The organism is Bacteroides ihuae (genome assembly GCF_900104585.1).
Lineage (GTDB): Bacteria > Bacteroidota > Bacteroidia > Bacteroidales > Bacteroidaceae > Bacteroides > Bacteroides ihuae.
This window is the reverse complement of the sequence record NZ_FNVX01000004.1, coordinates 1-23740: the sequence shown is the minus strand read 5'-3', so window position 1 is coordinate 23740 and position 23740 is coordinate 1. Positions and strand designations below refer to the sequence as shown.

14 protein-coding genes are annotated in these 23740 nt (G+C 36.8%); all 14 read left to right on the top strand.

Translation table 11 applies throughout. The annotated features are described in order from the left end of the window. The first annotated feature begins 38 nt into the window (after positions 1-38). The 14 genes from BQ5338_RS01005 to BQ5338_RS00940 all read left to right on the top strand — a co-directional run bounded on the left by BQ5338_RS01005 (position 39) and on the right by BQ5338_RS00940 (position 22744). Positions 39-1220, top strand: coding sequence for a DUF4221 family protein (locus BQ5338_RS01005; RefSeq protein ID WP_071144977.1), 1182 nt, complete (start codon positions 39-41; stop codon positions 1218-1220). Between the two features lie 303 nt (positions 1221-1523). Further along, entirely contained in the window at positions 1524-1766 is a 243-nt protein-coding gene (locus tag BQ5338_RS01000) for an NVEALA domain-containing protein (RefSeq protein ID WP_071144976.1), read from the top strand. 51 nt (positions 1767-1817) lie between these two features. After that, the gene (locus BQ5338_RS00995) at positions 1818-2861 is read left to right on the top strand and encodes a BF3164 family lipoprotein (protein WP_071144975.1); all 1044 of its coding nucleotides are present in this window, start codon (positions 1818-1820) and stop codon (positions 2859-2861) included. A gap of 720 nt (positions 2862-3581) precedes the next feature. After that, positions 3582-5174, top strand: coding sequence for a discoidin domain-containing protein (locus tag BQ5338_RS00990; RefSeq protein ID WP_159431299.1), 1593 nt, complete (start codon positions 3582-3584; stop codon positions 5172-5174). 19 nt (positions 5175-5193) lie between these two features. Further along, a complete protein-coding gene (locus BQ5338_RS00985; protein ID WP_071144973.1) occupies positions 5194-6840 on the top strand; it encodes an O-antigen ligase family protein in 1647 nt (548 codons plus the stop codon). Between the two features lie 766 nt (positions 6841-7606). After that, on the top strand, positions 7607-8773 hold the full coding sequence (locus tag BQ5338_RS00980) for a 6-bladed beta-propeller (RefSeq protein ID WP_071144972.1): 1167 nt from the start codon (positions 7607-7609) through the stop codon (positions 8771-8773). 438 nt (positions 8774-9211) lie between these two features. After that, positions 9212-10300 carry an efflux RND transporter periplasmic adaptor subunit gene (locus BQ5338_RS00975; protein WP_071144971.1) on the top strand — a complete coding sequence of 363 codons (1089 nt, stop codon included), beginning with the start codon at positions 9212-9214 and terminating at the stop codon, positions 10298-10300. Continuing rightward, positions 10297-13374: an efflux RND transporter permease subunit gene (locus BQ5338_RS00970; protein ID WP_071144970.1), complete on the top strand. Its 3078-nt coding sequence runs from the start codon at positions 10297-10299 to the stop codon at positions 13372-13374. The genes BQ5338_RS00975 and BQ5338_RS00970 overlap by 4 nt, the downstream gene beginning before the upstream one ends. 24 nt (positions 13375-13398) lie before the next feature. Next, positions 13399-14898 (top strand): TolC family protein, encoded by a 1500-nt coding sequence (locus BQ5338_RS00965; protein WP_071145807.1) that lies wholly within the window; start codon positions 13399-13401, stop codon positions 14896-14898. Positions 14899-14971: 73 nt separating this feature from the next. Further along, positions 14972-18175: an efflux RND transporter permease subunit gene (locus BQ5338_RS00960; protein WP_071144969.1), complete on the top strand. Its 3204-nt coding sequence runs from the start codon at positions 14972-14974 to the stop codon at positions 18173-18175. 221 nt (positions 18176-18396) lie between these two features. Then, positions 18397-19899, top strand: coding sequence for a Do family serine endopeptidase (locus BQ5338_RS00955; RefSeq protein WP_071144968.1), 1503 nt, complete (start codon positions 18397-18399; stop codon positions 19897-19899). A gap of 186 nt (positions 19900-20085) precedes the next feature. After that, on the top strand, positions 20086-20946 hold the full coding sequence (locus tag BQ5338_RS00950) for a sigma-70 family RNA polymerase sigma factor (protein ID WP_071144967.1): 861 nt from the start codon (positions 20086-20088) through the stop codon (positions 20944-20946). Between the two features lie 164 nt (positions 20947-21110). Beyond that, positions 21111-21506 (top strand): hypothetical protein, encoded by a 396-nt coding sequence (locus BQ5338_RS00945; protein WP_071144966.1) that lies wholly within the window; start codon positions 21111-21113, stop codon positions 21504-21506. A 17-nt stretch (positions 21507-21523) separates the two neighbouring features. Continuing rightward, the gene (locus tag BQ5338_RS00940; protein WP_071144965.1) at positions 21524-22744 is read left to right on the top strand and encodes a clostripain-related cysteine peptidase; all 1221 of its coding nucleotides are present in this window, start codon (positions 21524-21526) and stop codon (positions 22742-22744) included. The last annotated feature ends 996 nt before the right edge of the window (positions 22745-23740 follow it).

Genomic DNA, 23740 nt, shown 5'->3' with positions numbered 1-23740 from the left:
ATGAAAAGATTAGTATCCTATTTAAGATTAAATGACTTATGGATACATTGAAAAATTATTTTCTTTTGTTTATAACTATCTTTTTTTTCTTCTCGTGTAACACTTTTGGTCATAAGAATAAGGAATCTTATGAATTGAGAGCAACTGATGAATATTTAAAATTCCCTTTAAATTCAAAGACTTCTCTATTGATAAAAGCTATATATCCTTTCGTTGATAAGGACGGAACGGAATATCTCACATTTCAAAACAATATGGAACCAGAAATACTGGTTTATAATATGAAAAAGCAAGCCTATGTGAAAACAATATCTTTTGATAGAGAGGGACCGAATGGGATTGGATGGTTTGGGGGATACTATATAAAAGGTTGGGATGAAATTTATTTGCCTGGAATGATGAAGTCGGAAATAAATATTGTTAATAGTAATGGACGTTTGTTGAAAACTATTTCATACGCAGAAACTTCACAAGGAAAGAAAACAATTCCATTTACTTCGTTAACTTCTGCATATACGCCTATGGTATTTATAGGGCAGCAGTTGTATATTCCCCAAACAATTAATCTTATGCATGGAGACAAAGCTCTTGAAGATAGTCCGGTAACTGTTGTACTTGATACGCTGACTCATAAATTGAAAGAATTGCCATTTCGCTTTCCTAAGATAATAAGCTTAGAAGATGTTAAAAATAAGTCTTTGGGATTAGAATATTCATATAGCCGTTGTTTTGATGGAAAGAATTTTGTTTATTCTTTCTTTTTTGATGAGAATATATATATTACTCCTCCAAGTCATAAAAGGATTGATAAAATTGCTGTAAAGAGTCGTTATATTCCTGAGCTTAAGTTTGTTGATAGAGTTCCTGATAACTTAAATCTTGTGGCAAAAGCTCTTTCAGAACTTCCTTTTTATTCGAATTTGATTTATGATAAATATCGGAATGTTTATTATCGTTTTGTGCTTCCTAAGGTTGAACTGCCTGCAAATGAGAAAAATTACGCAGAAATATGGCAAATGGGGCGGACTAAGTTTTCAATTATTATTCTTAATGATCAGTTTAAGGTAATAGGGGAGACATTGTTTCCCGAGAATGTTTATGCTTCTACGCAATATTTTATTCGTAAAGATGGATTGTATCTTAGTACTAGTTTTCCGAAAAATCCGAATTTTGATGAAAACACTCTCTCTTTTCAGCGGATTGAGTTGGTAAAGTTGTGATAAGATAAGGTTTCAAAGACCGGTTTTTTTGGAAAATGTGACGCAAATGTGACGATGAATATTTGTCGGTGGAATCTTTAAATCTTATGTTTGAGAAGGAAAATGAAGAATTAATATATAATGAAAGGAGTGAATGATGATCGTTCTCTGAAAGATGTGTTCACATTCACTCCAACCACCTAAAAGAAAGGAGGCATTTGGCAAAAATAGGAATAAGAATTGAATAAGGCAAATATTGCTTTCTCCGTTGAAAGGATATAATACGGAATATTAATTTAATTAATTATTTAAATTTTATTGATTATGAAAAAGAATATAATGAAAGTTGCTCTTGTTGCAACATTTGCATTTTTTGCAGGATATGGCGTTTATACATCTCAAAAAAGTGTTGACCTGTCAGCTTTAGCATTGGATAATGTGGAAGCGTTAGCTAATGAAAATGGTGGAGGTAGCGTTGATTGTTGTAACAACTGCTCTGGTGGTTTCTGTGGTACATTTTATCCGGCAGGAAGTTCCGCTGGAATTAGTATGTATTACAAAATTTAGTATTAATATTGGGCTACTAATGTTTATTAGTAGCCTTTAATTGTTTATAATATGAAATTATTTTTAATTAATGTGTTCATATGTGTAGCTTTCTGCTCATGTATTGATAAGAATAAAAATGACGAGAAAATTATTGGATCAGTTAAGCGTCTAGCCCTTGATACTTTGTCTGTTAAAGAGATTCCCATGGACTTCTTGTTGGGTAACCCTAATCAAATAGAGATGATAGATAGACTCTTGATAATAACGGATAATCAAGATGAAAAAGCATTGGCAATATGTGGCTATAATGGTAAATTAATAAGTAGAACATTATGCGTGGGAGAAGGCCCAGGTGAATGTATAATGCCGATTGATATTAGTGTATCTCGTGGAAATAAGTCGTTGATAGTTTTGCAAAGACAAAATGGGGAATGCGATGAATATAATATAAATGTTTTGTTGAATGATTCCATTCCTTCCAGTTTAAATAGTTATAAATTCAAAGGTACAGACCGAATTATTTCTACTGGTAGTAAGTATATAGGTAGTGGCCTTTATGATGCTGGATCATTGAGAATTTATAATAAAGATGGTTTAGAGGTTAACACACAAAACATATATCCTGATTACCTGAATTCAATAGAGAATGTAACGGATAAATATCGAATAGGTCAAGGATTCATCTCATATTCAAAGAATGTCATCGCGTATGGAACATATTTTACCGGAGACATATCCTTTTTCACCTATCAGGATAATCGTTTACGATTAATTAATTCGTGCGTCACTAAACCTAATAAAATTAGGGAGCGAATTATAAGAAATCCATCAGATGTCTCTATTCACAAAGATGACATAATTCACTGTATAGACATTTGTTCGTCGCTCAACTATTTTTATGTATTGTACTGCGGGACTGATATGGGGCAGGTAAATCAGCGGAAAGAACGATATATTATGAAATTTGAGACTTCTGGAAATCTTATTCACGTGTATAAAGTAAATGCGAGAATAAACAGTATTTGTGTCTCAAATGATGACACAAGAATGTATGCCATAATTTTGGCAGATAATTTAGATTATACAATTGCGTCTATCGGCATAGGCATTTAGATCGCACTTATTAAAGATGCTACTATCTTTAGTGGCATGTCTTCATCAGGTCTTTTTTACGAGTTTGATTTACATCAAAAAGCTTTCTGAAATTACCTTTAATTTAAAATAGGAAAAAACGAATGCAGCGATTAAATAGAACTCTTTTACCAAAGTCTCCTACTATTAAGAATTTGATTTTGGTTTCAAGGTTATTCTTTGGAATTACAGAGGCTTGGCTTGTCGTGGGTGGTAATAATCCGAAAGATCCAAGTCTGGATTATGCGTATTTGAAATTATTCCGTTTATAAAGTCTCTGTCATATGACCTATATTAGTAATTTCTAATTTTTTATTTGACATTCTCACTAAATGTATGGATAGATATCGAACTATATTTATAGGGTTTGCATTAGCTTCTCTATTTTTTTTTATTGCTGCCTGCTCAAATTCTGTAAAACTGAATCAGGCATTAGAGTTAGCAGGGAAGAATAGAAATGAACTTCAAAAAGTGTTAAATCACTATATGAAATCACCTATTGACTCTTTAAAATATAGAGCTGCATGTTTTCTGATTGAGAATATGGATGCGCACTATTCATATCAAAGTGATTCGTGGGAGCAATTTCAAGTAGAATTAGACACTTTATATAAAAAAGAGTGCGATAGAGAAAAGCTAACGAAGGCATATAACTCTATTTATAGCAGATATGATTTGAAAGATATACGCTATATCTCGGATTTGAAAACAGTCAAAGCTGACTTTTTGATAAGATGTATTGATTTTGCTTTTGATAAATGGAAAACGTCATATGCTAAGCATCTTAATTTTAATCAATTTTGTGAATACCTATTACCGTATAGAGCAGGAAATGAGCCTCTAACCACATGGCAAGATATATTTAATGAACAATATATCCCTAATTTATTTTCTTCAATAAACAAAAGTAAAGATTCCATTTCTCCAATTGAAATATGTGAGGCTTTAAGGATCTGTAAATGCGCGCATCTATTTACTACGCCACAGGATGTACCTGATTATAACGCTCGGCTCTTGCCATCAATTCGACTTGGAACATGTAGAGAATATTGCTTGCAAAGTCTTCTGGCAGCTCGATGTATTGGAGTGCCAGTTGTTATTGATTTTACTCCGCAATGGGCTACCCGTAGTTTAGGGCATGAGTGGAATGTCTTGATATCGAAAGACGGGAAGCCTTTAAGTTTCGGTATGAATGATGAGTGCAAATTAGGTGAACATGTTGAACTAATTCCTGATAGGATACCTCCTAAAGTCTATCGCCAAACTTTTGCAAAACAAAAAGAAAGTTTGGCAATGATTTGTGGTAAGGAAGAAATTCCCAATTCGTTAATGTCGCCATGCATGAAAGATGTGACCAAAGATTATTATTCAACTGCAGATCTTCTTATAAAGTTTAACTCTAAAGCCCCGGCGCATAATCAGTTTGCGTATCTTGCAGTGTTTAATAATCGCGATTGGATACCTGTATGTTGGGCGAAAGTCAAGAATAAGAAAGCTGTTTTTAGAGATTTGCACAAAGGGGTTTTATATCTGCCAGGGTATTATTACAACAAACAATTCATGCCTTCTTCTTATCCTGTCATTATTAGCGATTCAGGGAACATATTATCAATAAAACCTAATTTTAAAGAAAGGCAAAGCCTTATTTTGAAGCGAAAATATCAAACTCGGTTAGTGGATAAATATTGTGAAGAAATGGTTGGTGGAAAATTTCAAGCTGCAAATAATCCGACTTTCATTAATGCAGTGGATTTATTTACAATAAAAATAAAACCCGAAGCCTGTTTTCAAATTGTACCAATTAAGCCTTCACATGCTTATAAATATTTCAGATATCTTTCTCCAAAGCATTCTCTTGGTGATATTGCAGAATTAGAAGTATATGAGTCCAATTCAAAGATAAAGCTTTCCGGAAAAATAATAGGGACTGCTCCGGTGCTTCCTGAATTCTGTCATGCAAACGCATTCGATGGAGATCCACTTACTTACTTTCGGATATATAACAAAGTTGATAATATATGGATTGGTCTTGAATTTGATGAACCTAAACGGATAACGAAAGTTGTTTATATACAAAAGAATGATGATAACTGTATTCGCGATGGTGAGTTATACGAGCTTTTTTATTGGGATAATAAATGGGTGTCACTAGGAAGGCAAACAGGATCGAGTGACACTTATAAATTGATCTATAAAGATGCACCTACAAACGCACTTTTTCTACTGCGTGATCTTACAAAAGGAACAGAAGAACGTATTTTTACTTATGAGAATGGAAAGCAAGTTTGGTGGTGATTTAAAATAGGAAAGATCAATGCAGCGATTAAAAAAAACTTTCTTTCAAAGTCTCATATTGCTAGGAATAGTTCCGGTGCTTGGAGTGGTTTGCTTATCTACTCCGGAGCTTCCTGTCGGAGAATTTGCGGGTCAGTGGGTATGGTTGGGCAAAGCATGTGTATTCTTTGCAGTGTGCGTGTTGTTTGCTTTTGCTGTTGTTCGCCCTAAACAACCAACCTTAGAGTTGTTGCCGTTTAGTCGAATGGTAGTGTGGACACTTATTATGTTGGGAGGAATGCAGGCTGTTTGGGGATTACGACAGATATATGGGCTATCTTATTCCAATCATTCGTTGTTTGCTGTGACCGGTTCTTTTTTTAATCCCGGGCCATATTCCGGATATTTGGCTATGGTTTTTCCTCTCTGTTTGAATGAATGTCTGGCTTTGAAAGCTAAAAAGAATAAAACATGGATAGAAGAAGCTGGGTGCTATATTGCTTTAGCTTCCATGCTTCTTATTATTTGTGTGCTTCCGTCAGGAATGAGCCGTTCGGCATGGCTAGCTGCTGCTATATCCGGTTTATGGGTTTATGGCATGCATCGGAACTGGAGAGGGATATTGAATAACTTTTGGATAAAGGATAAAAGAAGAGTTCTGCTGATTGCATCTATTAGCTCTGCGGTTCTGTTCTTGTTTCTTACCGCTGTATTTTATCTAAAGAAAGATTCTGCCAACGGAAGGTTATTTATGTGGAAGATAAGTCTTTCAGCTATTGCCGATAAGCCTCTATTGGGATCTGGAATAGAGAGCTTTCCGGCAACGTATGGATCTTTTCAGGAAGCTTATTTTTCAGGAGGTAATTTTTCTCCGCAAGAAGAGTTGGTTGCTGGAAGTCCTGAATATGCATTTAATGAGTATTTGCAAATAGCTGTAGAGCGGGGAATTCCTATGCTGCTATGCATAGTACTTACTTTGGCTTTTTGCCTTTGGTTTGGAGTGAAGAGTGGACAATTAAGTGCTTGCGGGGGTGTCATTTCTTTTATGGTCTTTTCTTTTTCATCGTATCCGTTGCAATATCCTGCTTTCATCATCTCTTTACTTTTTCTGCTTATGGCTTGCCTAATTGCTGATAAAAGAAAATGGCTTTTGCTTGGATTTGCTATTATTATGGGAGGTATAGGTTCGAGTTTGTGGTGCAATGATAAATCAGAAGCATGCAGGGAGTGGGCAAATGCTCGGATATTCTATTTATCCGGAAATCTAAAAGAGGCAGAAAAGGATTACGAAAGATTATATCCTCTGCTACGAAATAGAGCTACCTTCTTATTTGAGTATGGGCATTGTTTACATAAACAAAAAAAACATGAAACTTCGAATGTAGTACTAAAGGAAGCTGCTACCCGCAGTTGTGATCCAATGATTCTGAATATTATCGGGAAAAACTATCAGCAAATGGGAGAGTATGTCGAAGCTGAGAAATTCTTTATTCGTTCTACTCATTTATTGCCGGGAAGAATTTATCCTTATTATCTGTTAGCCAAACTATATGCTGAACCAAGATTTTATCATTCGGATAAGTTGCGAGAGTCGGTTGAGATAGTACTTACGAAGGAGCCTAAAGTACAATCTACTGCTGTGAAACAGATGAGAGAGGAAGCACGGGAGTTGTTAGGTAATCATTGAGGGATCTTAAACTTTAATATATTGAATAAAATGTAATTACCATGAAGATTATTTATTGTTATTTTGGAGATTTATTAAATAGAGATATTGAATTATCTTATAGTTGATTTATTTTTAGGTAATGCTATATCTCTTTAATAATCTGAAAGTCAGTGCCTTTTTCAAATGTGACGCAAATGTGACGATGATTGCTTTGCTCTTTTTAGGTTAAATTACTATGTTTGACTAGTTATTTTTTTTTTGATATCTTGTTAACGAAAAATACAGAAACGAAAAACTACTTGTTTGTGCCTTTGTCTACTAATGACTCTATTTATTTCTTGCTCCGGTGGAAAGAGAAAAGAAAATTCCGGAAAAGGAGTGGAGACGGTGTTGCCTGATATAAAAAATGAAGTTTCAGCAGTGTCCATCATAAAAAGATGATAGTCAATTGGCTCTTACTTTTTTATAGTGAATACGACTAAACTTCTATGCATTGAAATATACGACATCTAAATATAGCGTCGAGTTTTTTGTGGTATTTTATTTGAAGTAACCTGCGAAAAAAGAAATGTAACAATGTAATAAATGGGTGTAACTTGAGTTAACGTATATGATACTCTTTGTGAGGATTCTTAAATGGTTTGTTTGTATGTTTACATTGTTGAGTTTACAAATTGTTGAACGCCTTAAATATATAAATGAAAATGAAAACATAATTGTTTTTTGGAGGCATTCAATAAATTTTTTATTAGGCATTTCTTTCTCTTACAAATAACTAAATGATATGAAGTATATATATGTTATAATAGTATTGCTATCTCTTTTCTATTCATGCCGACCAAATGAAAGCAGAGTAAAAGTAGATATTTCTAAACTAGAAGAAATAATTATTGATCCAAAGAAGGGAATTGCTTTACCAATGGATTCTCTTATAGAATATATTGATTTTATAAAACTCGAAACAAAAACGGACAATTTAATTGGTAAAATATCTCAGATTTTGTTCGCCAATGACCTTTTATTTGTGGTAGATAGCGAAAGTTCAAAATCAATAAATGTCTTTGATATGAAAGGGGATTTTAAGTATAAAATATCACACACAGGAAATGGTCCCGGAGAATATGTCGAAATCTCAAATGTATGCATAGTTCCTGGAAAGGAACAAATTGCAATTTTAGACAGGCCTCAAAGTCGGATTATTTACTATAAGTATAATGGTCAATACGTTTCAATGGAAGAAATCCCTTTTATAAATGACTACTTTGAATATCTGGAGTCAGGCAATAAAGCTTATGAAATATATGGGATGAACGATCCAAAATTGGGGAGCAATAAGCAAAATTCATTAATTGTAACGGACTCTACAAACAATTTTATTTATAGTTTTTTTAAGGATATATACAAAAAAGAATTTCATTATGCGAAGAATAGAACTTTACGTAAATTTCAAGAAAATGTCTATTATAGTCCTAATATAACTGATACAATCTATTTAGTGAAAGATTCTATTGTAGAAGCCAAATACCATATTGATATCACGGAAAAGAATGTTGCTAATATGAAATTTGAGACTAATGAACAATTTAATGACCTGCTAGATGATAATTATTTCTTCAATGGAGATTTTATTGAATTGAAAGATTTTACTTACATTAATATAATGACTCCTTGGGGGTATCCAAGTGCAGTGTATGTTCATTCAAAGAAAAAAGTATTCTTAAATTCAGGTGTAGGCAGTCATCCTTTCTTTAATTTTCTAATGAGCGAACCTAAAGCTAGATATAAGGATAATTGTATTGTTCTTGACGTTCAAGCTGATCTAATTTTAGCATCGAAAAATAAGCTATACGGTAATAAGAAATCTGATCTATTACTAGATCCTCTATTTGAGAATCTAACTGAAGATTCGAACCCTGTACTTTTTTTCTTCCATTTGAATAAAAAACTGTGATATTCTATTTGCTATATTATTGTTTTCCATGAGATACTAATTTTTGCAAATATTGGACAGGGATACGATTGCATTTGATCCGATGATTATGATTATAGAATATTTACTTATATTGATTTTTTGATTTTGTATTGGATGATTTATTGAAGAGTGATTCGTATTGCTTTCTTCATTGTGTAAAGTTGAATTTTTTGCCCTTAACTCAATGTCCGGCTAGAGTTAGCTATTCCAGATGGTCAATTCGTATATATTATTGCTAATGGCAAGGGTGAACATCTTTGTATGTTGTGCATTATATCTGATTTTCGCACATTTTTTCAAATGTGACGCAAATGTGACGATGATTTCTTGCTCTTTTTAGGCTAAATTACTATGTTTGACTAATTAAAATGTTTTGATATCTTGTTACCGAAACTATGAAAACGAAAAACTACTGATATGAGACGAAAAGATACTTGTTTGTGCCTTTGTTTACTAATGGCTTTCTTCATTGCTTGTTCGGGTGAAAAGAAAAAAGAAGACTCTGAAAAAGGAGTGGAAACGGTGTTGCCTGATATAAAAAATGAAGTTACCGTCTTCCCATTGCGCAAGCAGGTTTTTAATCATGAGTTAGTAAGTAATGGGAAGGTGGCTGCTCTGGGGTTTGCCGATCTTCGCTTCCAGACGGCTGAAGTGATTGTACATATCTGGGTGAAGAATGGCGATAAAGTACGCAAAGGACAGAAGCTGGCGGAACTGGATAAATTTAGATTGGGCAATAAACTGTTGCAAGCAAAGAATGCACTCGAAAAAGCACGCCTGGAATTGCAAGATGTACTCATTGGGCAGGGGTATGCAGCGAAGGATTTAGAGAAGATACCTGATGCAACGATGAAGTTGGCAAAGGTAAAGAGTGGGTATGATCAAAGTAAGGCTGATTATGATTTGGCATTGTATGAAGAACAACATGCTACGTTAACTGCTCCTTTTGATGGAATAGTAGCTAATCTTTTTTCTAAACCAATGAATGCAGCAAGTACTGCCAATGTGTTTTGTACACTGATGGATACCCGGAGTATGGAGGTGGACTTCTCCGTACTGGAAAGTGAACTACCGTTGCTGAAGAAAGGGGATAAAGTGCTAATAACTCCTTTTGCAGATGCATCTGCCGTGCATGAAGGAAGCATTGCAGAGATTAATCCATTGGTGGATGACAAAGGAATGGTAAAAGTTAGGGCAAGAGTAAATGGAAATGCCAAATTGTTCAACGGAATGAATGTGAGGGTGAGCGTAAACCGTTCACTTGGTGAACAACTGGTTATTCCGAAGAGCGCTGTTGTGCTCCGTTCGGGTAAACAGGTCGTATTTACGCTAAAAGAAGGCAAGGCTATGTGGAATTATATACATACGGCTTTGGAGAACGCTGACAGTTATAGCATTGCAGACGGATTGAAGGAGGGAGATACGGTGATAGTAAGTGGAAATATAAATTTGGCACACGAAGCACCTGTTTCTGTTGTTAAAAACCAACTGTCAGAAAAGAAATGATAAAATTCTTAATACAACGCCCTATTGCGGTACTGATGGCATTTACAGCCTGCTTTATACTAGGTTTGGTAACTTACTTCACTCTGCCAGTCTCTTTGTTGCCCGATATATCTATACCTGAGATTACGGTGCAGGTAGCAGTCTCCAATACTTCTGCTCGTGAATTAGAGAATACTGTGATGAAACCTATTCGTCAACAATTGATTCAGATAGCACGGCTGAAGGATATGACTAGTGAAACACGTGATGGTGCAGGGATTATACGGCTTAGTTTTGACTATGGCACAAATACGGATTTAGCTTTTATCGAGGTGAATGAGAAGATTGATGCGGCAATGAACTATCTTCCAAAGGAGGTAGATCGTCCGAAGGTGGTAAAGGCTAGTGCTACGGACATACCGGTGATGTATCTCAATTTAACGTTGAAGAGTGACAGTGTTTATGCGAAGACAGATGAACAGGCATTTCTCAATCTGTGTGAATTCGCTGAATCGGTAATCAAACGCCGGATAGAACAATTACCGGAAGTGTCGATGGTGGATGTTAGTGGGTTGCTGCAAAGGCAATTACAGATAGTGCCGGATATGAATAAAATGGCAATGCTGGGATTGTCTATTGAGAATATTGAAGCGGCACTGACGCAGAATAATATTGAACCGGGAAGCATGACGGTGCGTGATGGCTATTATGAGTATAACATCAAGTTTTCCACTCTTCTCCGCACAGCGCAGGATGTAGAGAATATCTATATCCGAAAGGAAGGCCGCATTATGCAGCTTAAAGAGTTCTGTAACGTAAGCATTGTCCCGGAAAAAGAGAAAGGGATATCTGTTTCCAATGGGAAACGGGCTGTGACATTGGCCATCATCAAGCAGGCAGATGAAAACATGGATAAGATGAAAGCTTCGTTGATGAAGACTACGGATTATTTTGCTCGCATCTACCCGGATATTGAATTTAGCATAAGCCGGAACCAGACGGAATTGCTAGATTATACAATCTCTAACTTGCAACAAAACTTATCTCTTGGGTTTCTGTTTATCTGCATTGTGGCTGTATTGTTTCTAGGCGATGTGAAATCTCCTTTTATTATTGGGTTGAGTATGGTGGTGTCCATCGTAATCAGCTTCTTGTTTTTCTATCTGTGCAACATGTCTTTGAATATAATCTCTTTGTCCGGCTTGATACTGGCACTGGGTATGATGATAGACAGTTCTATTATTGTGACGGAGAATATTTCGCAATATCGTGAGCGGGGTTATTCGTTGAGAAGGGCTTGCATAGCAGGAACTTCTGAAGTCGTTACACCCATGTTGAGCTCCTCCTTAACCACTATTGCGGTGTTTGTGCCATTAATTTTTATGAGTGGCATTGCAGGGGCAATCTTTTTTGATCAGGCATTTTCGGTTACTGTGGGATTGATGGTTTCTTATTTTACAGGAATTATGTTGTTGCCGGTGCTGTATATGTTGGTGTATGGCATGGGTATAAGAAGGTTTAATTGGAAGATAAACAATCCATTGAAGGAACATACTCTTGATGCGTTTTACGATCGGGGAATAGATTGGATTTTTGCGCATAAAACTCTTACGACAGTGTTTTGTATCGTCTCTATACCTCTTTGTGTCGCTTTGTTTTTCTTTATAGACAAGGAACGAATGCCTAAAATAGACGAGAATGAATTGGTAGTGCGTGTGGAATGGAACGAGAATATTCATATAGATGAAAACAGGAAGAGGGTAGATGGACTGTTTCGTGAGATGAGAGATAGAACGGTGGAGCAAACGGCATCTATTGGTCTACAAGATTTTATTCTTAACAGAGAGCAGGAGTTGTCGTCATCAGAAGCGGAATTATACTTTAAAACAGCTGAACCAAAGGAAATTGCTTCTTTGCAGAAAGATATATATAGCGTATTGAAGCAACAATATCCATTAGCGGTGGTTTCTTTTTCACCCCCTGAAACAGTGTTTGAGAAACTATTTACAACAAATGAAGCGGATGTTGTGGCCGAACTCTATGCTCGTAATAAAGAAAAAACTCCGACTGCCAACGAATTGCGTGAATTGGAAGGACGTTTTGATGATAAAACGGGTGTGGCTCCAACAGGCATTGCCTTTGAAAATCAATTGAATATTAGCATCAACAAAGAGAAGTTGCTTTTGTATGGAGTATCCAATGATGAACTCTATCGGGTGTTGAAGACTACCTTTAAAGAAAATAGTGTGGCCATGCTGCACTCTTATCAGCAGTATCTACCTATTAATATAGCAGGAAATGAAAAAACTGTAAATAAGGTATTGCAAGAAACGCTTATACGTACGATTCCTGATAAGGATGGAGTTGTGAATTATATCCCGCTTAGAGAATTAATAACAGTTACTCCGGCTGAAGACTTTAAAAGCATTACGGCAGGCAAAAATGGAGAATATGTCCCTTTTCGTTTTTATGATGTAAAGGCACCCGAAATTTTAATGGCGGAAGCGAAGGAGGTGATCGAAAAGTCGAATGATTGGGATATGACTTTTTCGGGTAGCTTTTTCTCGAATAAAAAAATGCTGGATGAATTGGTGGTTATTCTGTTTGTCTCCATTCTCCTGATGTATTTCATCTTGGCTGCTCAATTCGAGAGTTTCATCCAACCTCTGATCGTTTTGCTTGAAATTCCTATTGATGTTGCCTTTGCGCTGTTGCTGCTTTGGTTGTGCGGACATACGCTAAATTTAATGTCGGCCATTGGTTTGATTGTGACTTGCGGTATTATTATTAATGATTCAATTCTGAAACTGGATGCAATTAATGAATTACGGAAAACCGGTATCCCTTTACTTGAGGCAATTCATGAAGCAGGTAGACGGAGATTGCGTCCTATCATCATGACTTCGTTGACTACCATTTTTGCCATGGTGCCACTGCTCTTTTCGTATGATATGGGGTCTGAATTACAAAAACCGCTGTCCATAGCTATGATAGGAGCCATGGTGATTGGCACATTAGTGAGCTTGTTTGTCATTCCGCTAGTCTATTGGTTCATTTATAGAGATAGAAATGCCATATCAAGAATAAAAAAATAAACTACTATGAATTTCCATGTTATGATGAAGAATAATATCTTATATATAGCTATCTGCTTGACTTTTGGATGCACATTTGCATCCTCCCTTTTTGGCCAAGGGAGAATAGTCTTGAACTTGCAGAAAACTATTGATTTGGCAAATGATAGCTCGCTGGAAGCTTTTCGCATCCGTAATCTTTATTTGTCAGGCTATTGGGAATATCGTACATATAAGGCAAACCGCCTTCCTAGTCTGACTTTGAATGCTACTCCTGCTGAATATAATAAGGACATCACACAGAGATATGACTCAGAAAATGATGTGGATGTATATCGTAGTCAACAATCATATTATGCATATGGAAATTTATCTGTTAAGCAGAATCTGGATTGGACGGGGGGTACTTTCTATTTGAATTCCAATCTTAGTTATATTCGCAGCTTTGGAGCAACGGATGCTACGCAATTTACCAGTGTGCCTTTAAGAATAGGCTACTCGCAGAGTTTGTTGGGCTATAATGCCTTTAAGTGGGATAAACGGATAGAACCTTTGAAATATGAGAAAGTGAAGAAACAACTTATTTATAATATGGAAGCAGTCTCCGAGAAAGCTACTACTTATTTCTTTGCTTTAGCTATGGCGGATGCCAAATATAAATTAGCACAGGATAATGTTGTCTCTAGCGATACTCTTTATCGGATGGGTGTGCAGCGGCATAAGATTGCGGCTATCTCTCAAGCTGATCTATTAACCTTGAAGCTCGACTTGGTGAATGCACGTAATACTTTGCAGAATACAATCATTTCTCGTAAGCGGGCTATGTTTGCGTTGGCTTCGTTCTTGGATATGGATAAAAATACGGAGATCCAATTAGACCTTCCCGGACATCCGCAAGAGATTCTTATAATTGTAGACAAGGCGCTTAATTTGGCTAAAGAGAACAATCCTGATTTTTTGGATTGGAAACAGAATGTCTTGGAAGCACAACAGGCTTTGGATAAAGCAAAGAAGGAATCTGGTTTTAATGCCAGTCTTGATGCTAGTATCGGTTATAATCAGGTAGCGAATAATTTTAGTGATGCATATCATAGACCTATGCAACAAGAACTGGTATCGGTCAGTTTCAGTATTCCATTATTGGACTGGGGGGTAAGTAAAGGTAAGCGTAATATGGCACAGAACAACTTGGAGGTTGTGAAAACGTCCTCACGTCAGAGTGAGGTAACTCTTGAAGAGGAGGTGATCATGACGGTCAATGACTTTAATATTCAGCAAAGCCTTATTGCGAGTGCTGAAGAGGCTCTGGATTTGTCTATTCTAGCTTATAATGAAACTCGCCAACGTTTTATGATTGGCAAGACGGACATCAATAGTCTCACGTTATCATTGAACAGACAGCAGGAAGCTCAACAAAATTATATCTCTGCTTTGCAGGACTATTGGTTGAACTATTATAAGATAAGGAAGTTAACGTTGCATGATTTTGCTTCCGATTTCTCTCTTTCCGAAAAGTTTGATTATAAATTAAACTCTCGTTGGTGATTATTTTACTCTGATATTTCGAAAGAGGATTGGTGTTTTAAGAGCCGTATAACTCTTTTTTAAGCATGTATTGATGATTAATAAGAAAAGGTCTGTTTCGTCTTTTACGATAATTGTAGCATTTATCTGTGTTGCATTGGTGGGGTTGGCACTGATACCTCTACTGCCTGTTAAGTTGAATCCTTCACGAACTTTGCCTGGTTTTACGGTGCAATTCGGTATGACGGGCACGTCCTCTCGTGTAGTAGAAATGGAGGCTACAGCTAAACTCGAAGCGATGCTGGCTCGTATTAAGGGTATCAAAAAAATCAATTCAACTTCGGGCAATGGATGGGGACAGATTACGGTTGAACTAGATAAGTATGTTGATGTAGATGCGGCGCGCTTTGAAGCTTCAACTATTGTCAGGCAAACATGGGCACAATTGCCTCAAGGGGTTAGTTATCCGTATATTCGGATGAAGCAACCCGATGAAGATGCTTCGCGGCCATTTATGTCGTTTACTCTAAATGCTCCGTCTACTCCGATCTTGATTCAGCAATATGCGGAAGACCACATAAAAACGCGCTTGGCACAGATACCGGGTGTTTATCAGATTGAATTGAATGGAGCGACTCCTATGGAATGGAGATTGGAGTATAATAGTGATCAACTCTCTCGCTTGGGGATCACTATTGCAGATATTCAACAAGCCATTTCTCGCTATTATCAAAAATCATTTTTAGGAACCTATGATGTTGAAACAACCTCAGGCAATAAACAGTGGATGCGATTAGCTTTAGTGCCTGAGCAAGATACCTCATCTTTTGATGCTTCTCAAATTCAGATTTCTTATTCGGGAGGAAAACTTATACGGCTTGATGAATTGGTCATAGTAGAACGAGTAGAGGAGGCTCCGCAAAGCTATTTTCGTATCAACGGATTAAATTCTATCTATTTATCTATTACCGCCGAAGAAACAGCCAATCAATTGCAGTTAAGTGGATTGATTATGCAGGCGATGCACGATATAGAGCATGTTTTGCCTGCAGGGTATGAGATACATTCGAGTTACGATGCTACCGAATTTATTCGTGCAGAACTGGATAAAATTTACTTTCGTACGGGACTTACTGTTTTAATTTTATTAGCGTTCGTTTTACTTATTACTTTGAATCCGCGCTATCTGTTTCTCATTATCACTAGTTTAAGTGTAAACATTGCTATCGCTATTATTTTTTATTATCTCTTTGGGTTGGAGATGCAACTTTATTCGCTGGCTGGCATCACCGTTTCACTCAATCTGGTTATAGATAACACAATTGTGATGGCCGACCACATCTTGCATCGCCGCAACCTAAAGGCTTTTATCTCTGTATTAGCTGCCACACTTACTACCATGGGGGCTTTGGTTATGATCTTCTTTTTAGATGAAAAAATACGATTGAATCTTCAGGACTTTGCAGCGGTTGTGATCGTCAATCTGGGAGTTTCACTCTTTGTAGCACTATTCTTTGTTCCGGCTATGATTGATAAAATTCATCTTAAAAAGAACCATTCTCGCATCTTCTTGGCTCGACGGCTTCCTTTTTTTCGACGCAATTCTTTATTTGTGAAGCGAATTATTGTGCGCTTTACTAAAATATATAGTGTGTTGATACGGTTTTTATGTCGTTGGAAAGTCTCTGTTTGTTTTCTTCTTATCATGCTTTTTGGCTTACCTGTGTTCTTACTTCCTGAAAGGATAGAAGGAGAAGGGAAAATGGCAGAAGTGTATAATAAGACAATTGGGAGTGCCTTTTATAAGGAGACAGTGAAGCCTGTTGCCGATACATATTTAGGAGGTAGTTTAAGATTATTTGCTCAAAAAGTATATGAGGGTAGTTATTTTACCCGAAACGAAGAAGTAGTGTTGTATGCTAATGCAAACTTGCCAAATGGTAGTACACTTGAACAGATGAATACGCTCATGAAAAGAATGGAAACATATCTGAGTGAATTTAAAGAGATCAAACAATTTCAGACATCTATATATGGTGCGCAGCGAGCTACTATTAGCATTTACTTTGGCAAGGAGTATCAAAACAGTGGCTTTCCATATACACTGAAAGCCAATATAATTAGTAGAGCTCTTGAATTGGGCGGTGGAAGTTGGGGCGTATATGGACTACAAGATCAGGGATTTAGTAATGACGTGCGTGAAGGGGCCGGCTCTTTTAGAGTAAAGATGTATGGCTACAATTATGATGAATTATATCATTGGGCAGAAAACTTGAAAGAAAAGCTCTTGGGACATCGAAGAATAAAGGAGGTGCTCATTAACTCGGAATTCTCTTGGTGGAAAGATGATTATCAGGAATTCTTTTTTGATTTGAATAAAGCGAAAATGGCGCAACAAGATGTTCAGACTACTACATTGTTTAATGCTATCAGCCCTATATTTGGAAAGAATATAGGGTGTGGTTCTGTGGTAACCGAGAATGGGGTAGAGAAAATAAAACTATCTTCTCGTCAGTCTGACAAATATGATATTTGGGCTATGCAGAATTATCCTTATGGAGATGATGGTAAGTATTATAAGCTCTCGGAGTTGGCCGATATTGGCAAGGGACAGATGCCTCAGGAAATAGCTAAAGAAAATCAACAATATAGATTGTGTCTTCAATACGAATACATCGGCTCGTCCGAACAGGGGAATAAGATTTTGAAGAAAGATTTGGAAGAATTTAATAAAGAACTTCCGATGGGATATACTGCTGAGTCGGAGAATAATGCTTGGTCATGGGGCAAGAAGGATAATAAACAGTATTTCCTGTTATTAGTGGTTATTGCTATTATTTTCTTCATAACCAGTATTTTGTTTAACTCCTTGAGGCAGCCTTTAATTATTTTGTTTATTATCCCTATTTCTTATATAGGGGTATTTCTCACCTTCTATTGGTTTAAGTTAAACTTTGATCAGGGAGGTTTTGCTTCATTTGTTCTTCTGTGCGGAATAACTGTAAATGCCAGTATCTATGTACTCAATGAATACAATAGTATTCGTCGACAACATCCATCGATGAAGGCATTGCGTGCATATACGAAAGCATGGAATGCAAAGGTTGTTCCTATTTCTCTTACAATTATTTCTACTATGCTTGGTTTTGTACCGTTTATGGTAGGCACTGAAAAAGAAGCATTTTGGTTTCCACTTGCAGCAGGAACCATCGGAGGTTTAGTGATGTCTCTGGTTGGGATTTTTCTATTTCTGCCGATTATTACTCTTGCTAAAAGAGATGTAAGATCTTCCCAATAACGCCCTAGGTCAATTATTTGCCAGTAAATTATATACTCATGTCACAATGAATGTAAAAATGTCAGCTATTGTCGTTAATCGCTGTTAAGCTCCTGATATTCATTGTTAAAAGAGAACAAAAAAGAATGACAAGAAGAATAACAGAATGATTTTTGTCGTTATTTTAACGTCAGCAATGTTAAATGAGAATTGAATATTAACAAATTAAAATAGCGAGTAATATGAAACAGACAACTAAAATCATTCTAGGGGCAGGTGCAATTGCGCTTCTTAGTTCAGGTGTTGCAGGATTTACTTCTTATGCGATGCTAAAGCCAAAAACTAAAACATTGGCCTATAACGAGATGTTTGAACAGAATCCTAATACGCGCATGGCTGCTTATGATGCGATTAATGCACAGCCTGTAGATTTGACTGTGGCGGCAGAGAATTCTATTCATGCGGTAGTGCATATTAAGTCAACACAGCTCTCTAAGACTGCCAACGTGCAACAAGCACCTGATTTCTTCGATTTTTTCTTTGGAGATGGAGCCAGAGGGCAACGCCCAATGCAAGCTCAGCCCAGAGTAGGATATGGGTCGGGTGTTATTATCTCTAAAGATGGATACATTGTGACCAATAATCATGTGATAGATGGTGCTGATGAAATTAGTGTGAAACTGAATGACAATCGTGAATTTAAAGGACGCATCATTGGTGCGGATGCTGCTAGTGATTTGGCATTAATTAAAATAGAAGGTAATGATTTCCCTACGATGCAAGTAGGTAATTCAGATGCTTTGAAAGTGGGAGAGTGGGTGCTTGCTGTAGGTAATCCGTTCAATTTGACATCTACTGTAACAGCAGGTATTGTGAGTGCCAAAGCTCGTTCACTTGGCGTTTACACTCAGGGTGTAGAATCTTTTATCCAGACGGACGCTGCTATCAATCAAGGGAATAGTGGTGGTGCATTGGTTAACACCAAAGGCGAGTTAGTCGGTATCAATGCTGTATTATCTTCTCCTACAGGTTCTTATACCGGATATGGATTTGCGATACCAACCAGTATTATGACTAAAGTAGTAGCTGATTTGAAACAATTTGGAACTGTGCAGCGGGCGTTGTTAGGAATAAAAGGTGGTTCTATCAGTGATGACCAATTGAGTACTGAAGCAATGAAGAAGGCCAAAGAACTTGGAGTCGTTGATGGTGTGTTGGTCGCTGAAGTAATAGAAGGAGGTTCTGCTGCCGGAGCGGGCATAAAGGTAGATGATGTGATTATTGGTATAGATGGTAGGAAAGTTAAGAATATGGCTGATTTGCAAGGAGAGTTGGCGAAACATCGTCCGGGCGATAAAGTAAGTGTTAAGTTAATTCGAGAGAAAAAAGAGAAGTCAATAGAAGTTACTTTGAAGAATGAGCAAGGTACAACAAAAGTAGTTAAGACTGCTGGCATGGATATTCTTGGAGCTGCTTTCAAAGAGGTCTCTAGTGATTTGAAGAAACAATTAAATTTAGGCTATGGGCTTCAAGTTACTGGCGTTTCATCTGGAAAGATGTCCGATGCAGGTATTCGTAAAGGGTTTATTATTCTGAAAGCGAATGGTCAAACAATGAATACAGTGAATGACCTTGAAGAGGTGTTTAAAGCTGCATCAAAATCTCCAGAGCAAGTATTGTTCTTTACAGGAATGTTTCCTTCTGGAAAACGTGCTAATTATGCGGTCGATTTAAGTCAGGATTAATAACGGCTTAATGGTAAGAATATAGAATATTAGCAAAGATTCATGAAAAAAGAGCGTCGGTATGCAACATGTCGACGTTCTTTTTGTTATTTAGATGATTATGAATCATGAAAAAGTTAGGGTTAATTAGTTCCTAAACAAATAATTTGTCGTAACTTTGCACACCAAAAATTCGTTTTTAGAAGAATGAGACAACTAAAGATTACAAAAAGTATCACTAACAGAGAGAGTGCTTCTCTTGACAAGTATCTGCAGGAAATCGGTCGTGAAGACTTAATTACTGTAGAGGAAGAGGTAGAACTCGCTCAACGCATTCGCAAGGGTGATCGCATAGCATTGGAGAAACTAACACGTGCCAATCTTCGTTTCGTAGTTTCGGTGGCTAAACAGTACCAGAACCAAGGTTTGAGTTTACCTGACTTAATTAATGAGGGTAATTTAGGACTGATTAAAGCAGCCGAGAAATTTGACGAGACACGTGGTTTTAAGTTTATCAGTTATGCTGTGTGGTGGATTCGCCAATCAATTCTTCAGGCTTTGGCCGAGCAATCGCGTATTGTTCGTCTTCCATTGAACCAAGTAGGCTCGCTGAATAAAATTAGCAAAGCTTTTTCAAAGTTCGAACAGGAGAATGAACGTAAGCCTTCACCTGAGGAATTGGCAGACGAGCTTGATATCCCTGTTGATAAGATCTCTGATACATTAAAAGTATCTGGCCGACATATATCGGTAGATGCACCATTTGTAGAGGGAGAGGACAACAGTTTGCTGGATGTGTTGGTCAATGATGATTCGCCTATGGCAGATCGCGCTCTGGTTAATGAGTCTCTTGCTAGGGAAATTGATAGAGCTCTTTCTACGTTAACCGATAGGGAAAAGGACATCATACAGATGTTTTTTGGTATCGGACAACAAGAAATGACACTTGAAGAAATCGGCGACAAATTCGGGCTTACCCGTGAACGTGTTCGTCAGATTAAAGAAAAAGCAATCAGAAGATTAAGACAAGGTAATCGTAGTACATTGCTCAAATCTTATTTAGGATAAATAAGAATATCAGTTTCCGACAGATTAGAAAAACAGTAAAAACCGATTCACCTATAAGGATGAATCGGTCTTTTTTTTGTTATTCTTGTTAATTCTGTATGCATTTGCTTTCTCTTATGCTGCTAATGATTATCTTTGTCACGGACTTTTAAAAAGAAAATAGTATGAAATTTGCAAAAATAGCGTTTTCGCTTTTACTGGCTTTTGTAGTTTGCTCGGCTTTCTCATTCAAGAAACAAGCTAAAGTTGTTTATGCTTTCGGTGTCTCTACCTCATTTACTGATACCGCTTTTTATTATACTGATATTCAATTATTGGATAGCGTGCAATTAAAAAACGGTTTTCTTCCTCAGCGAGATCTATATAGTTACCAATTGAAGAACTATTTGGAGGTAGATAAAGGTTTGGCAAACAGAACTTGTATGATTTACTTTTCTGAGAGTAAAAAGAAGTTGGACAAAGAGGTATTGAAGCTTGTTAGTAAATACAAAAAAGACAAATCGGTTACGCTGCAAAAAATAGAAACTTCAGAATTTCGTTTTAAGAAGCCACAGGAATAACTTTAATGTGATCCTCTATGAAGAAGATTCTAAAACTCACCTATATTCTTTGTTGTACTTCGTTGTTCTTACTTACAGCTTGCCATGATGATCCGGATCCTGTAAAGAAATCGCGTACAGTGTTGGCGTATATTGCGGCGGATAATAGTCTTAGCGACTATGCTACTCTTGATATTGACGAAATGCTTGAGGGATATGCTGCTGTTGAGGCTGATAGTAGTAATCTTTTGGTATATGTAGATGATGATAGCACTCCGCGTTTGATTCAGATAACAAAAGATGCAAGTGGAGCTGTCGTAGAAAAGACAATCTATAACTATAAAGAACAAAATTCTTTGGATGCTTCTGTTATGTCTGAGGTTTTTGAGCGAGTCTTCGACAATTTCCCTGCTGATAGTTATGGGCTTGTATTATGGTCGCATGGAGATGGGTGGATTCCTGCTAATCCGGCTGCACCTTCTACTCGTTGGTTTGGCCAAGATGCGGGCACATATATGAATATTTCCGCTTTGAAAACGGTATTAGAAACAGCTCCTCATTTTGATTTTATTCTTTTTGATGCATGTTTTATGCAGTCGGTTGAGGTTGTTTATGAATTGCGTAATTGCGCTGATTACTTTATTAGTTCTCCCACAGAGATACCCGGTCCAGGTGCATATTATGTAGATGTAGTTCCCGCTATGTTTCAACAAAAAGATGTAGCTTTGGCTGTTGCGAATGGATATTTTAATCAGTATTCTAACCTCTTTGATAAGGATTTGCCTGAAGGTTACGTTTTGCCATCTACTTGGAAGATAGATGATCCATGGTTAGTTGGAGTTTCAGTCTCCATTATAAAAAGTGATAAGTTAGAAGCCTTAGCTGCTGCTACAAAGAATGTTTTGTCTCAATATATTACTTCAGGAGGCATCACGATTCCTACTTCAGGTATTTTATGCTATGATCCGTATCGTGATAACTATTACTATGATATGAATGGCTTGATGAAATCTTTATCCCTTGATGCGGCGGCGTATGCTTCTTGGAAGGCTGCTTTTGATGCTTCGGTTATCTGGGCTGAAACGACTGATCAGAATTATTGTACATATAGTAGTGGCATTGGGAAAATGACCTCTATGGCAGGATTTTCTGGTCTTTCTATTTATATTCCTCGTGGAACTTTTACTTCTAGCTTAAACAAATTTTATCGCACTTACGAGTGGTACACTGATGGTGGATGGAGTGATACGGGTTGGTAACTGTTTTGATTGCATTCGTTTTCTTTCTCTTCGCATGCTAAAAAGGTATTATACTCTAGCATCTCTCAAAAAAGCGCTGAAATAATTGATAGTAAGTTTTCCCGGCGTGTGGTTGCAAAAGAGGAATGCCACGTTAGCCTCTCCACGGTTCTCCTATTTGCTTATTTTCTCTGACTTATACTGATATAGGTAGACACTTTATATATAAGATTTCGTTTCCTAGTGATGAAACTGTAGTTTCCTCGTGATATACCAACTGTTTTATCACTAGAAAACCAATCGTTTTCATTCATCGATACTCTTTGTTTTCTAGTATGTAAACCAAAAGTTTCATAGTACCTGAATCTTCTGAACTTGTCCTTCCCTGCTTTATTTTACCAACTTCCTACTATCTATCTATAGTATAGAATAGAAATCTTATGGGATAATCCCTCTGCTTCATCCTTTCTCTTGATAACTCCTTCCCGCTTTCTTCCTATAACTACGCCTAAGCGCCCAATTTCCTTTTTACTTTAATATAAGCAATCGGTTCGTCACATCCCCCGGCATATCCACTGAAAAAAAGTTTTCTCCCTGATCAATTCATAATCAGGTGTTTATGTCTCCTTCAGATATTTCTTTCAAAAAAAGAGTCACATAAGTTTGGATTGTATGAGTATAATCTCTACTTTTGCACCCGCTTTGTAAGAGACACAAGGCGTTCTGATTGACATTCTGATAGAAGTGGTTCGAGACCAAAGAGTTTGAAAAACATTTAGAAAAATCTTCCTATATAATTTGGATGGTGATACTAAAAGTTGTTATCTTTGCCCTCCGATTCGCAAATATGGGGCCAGTTTATTTGGCGGTTCTTTTCTCACGAGAAGCAGCCAAAAAATAAAACTAAAAAAACTTCCAGAAACATTTGGTAGTTGGATTTAAAGCTCTTATCTTTGCACCCGCTTTTAAAACGAAGCAATTACAAAAGAAGCGTTCTTTGATAGATTTACATAAACA

What these genes read in the sequence shown, in the direction of transcription:
- BQ5338_RS00960 (WP_071144969.1), top strand. Translation starts at nt 14,972, where the DNA reads ATGATTAATAAGAAAAGGTCTGTTTCGTCTTTTACGATAATTGTAGCA.
- BQ5338_RS00970 (WP_071144970.1), top strand. Translation starts at nt 10,297, where the DNA reads ATGATAAAATTCTTAATACAACGCCCTATTGCGGTACTGATGGCATTT.
- BQ5338_RS01000 (WP_071144976.1), top strand. Translation starts at nt 1,524, where the DNA reads ATGAAAAAGAATATAATGAAAGTTGCTCTTGTTGCAACATTTGCATTT.
- BQ5338_RS00950 (WP_071144967.1), top strand. Translation starts at nt 20,086, where the DNA reads ATGAGACAACTAAAGATTACAAAAAGTATCACTAACAGAGAGAGTGCT.
- BQ5338_RS00945 (WP_071144966.1), top strand. Translation starts at nt 21,111, where the DNA reads ATGAAATTTGCAAAAATAGCGTTTTCGCTTTTACTGGCTTTTGTAGTT.
- BQ5338_RS00980 (WP_071144972.1), top strand. Translation starts at nt 7,607, where the DNA reads ATGAAGTATATATATGTTATAATAGTATTGCTATCTCTTTTCTATTCA.
- BQ5338_RS00955 (WP_071144968.1), top strand. Translation starts at nt 18,397, where the DNA reads ATGAAACAGACAACTAAAATCATTCTAGGGGCAGGTGCAATTGCGCTT.
- BQ5338_RS00965 (WP_071145807.1), top strand. Translation starts at nt 13,399, where the DNA reads ATGAAGAATAATATCTTATATATAGCTATCTGCTTGACTTTTGGATGC.
- BQ5338_RS00995 (WP_071144975.1), top strand. Translation starts at nt 1,818, where the DNA reads ATGAAATTATTTTTAATTAATGTGTTCATATGTGTAGCTTTCTGCTCA.
- BQ5338_RS00975 (WP_071144971.1), top strand. Translation starts at nt 9,212, where the DNA reads ATGAGACGAAAAGATACTTGTTTGTGCCTTTGTTTACTAATGGCTTTC.
- BQ5338_RS00985 (WP_071144973.1), top strand. Translation starts at nt 5,194, where the DNA reads ATGCAGCGATTAAAAAAAACTTTCTTTCAAAGTCTCATATTGCTAGGA.
- BQ5338_RS00940 (WP_071144965.1), top strand. Translation starts at nt 21,524, where the DNA reads ATGAAGAAGATTCTAAAACTCACCTATATTCTTTGTTGTACTTCGTTG.
- BQ5338_RS01005 (WP_071144977.1), top strand. Translation starts at nt 39, where the DNA reads ATGGATACATTGAAAAATTATTTTCTTTTGTTTATAACTATCTTTTTT.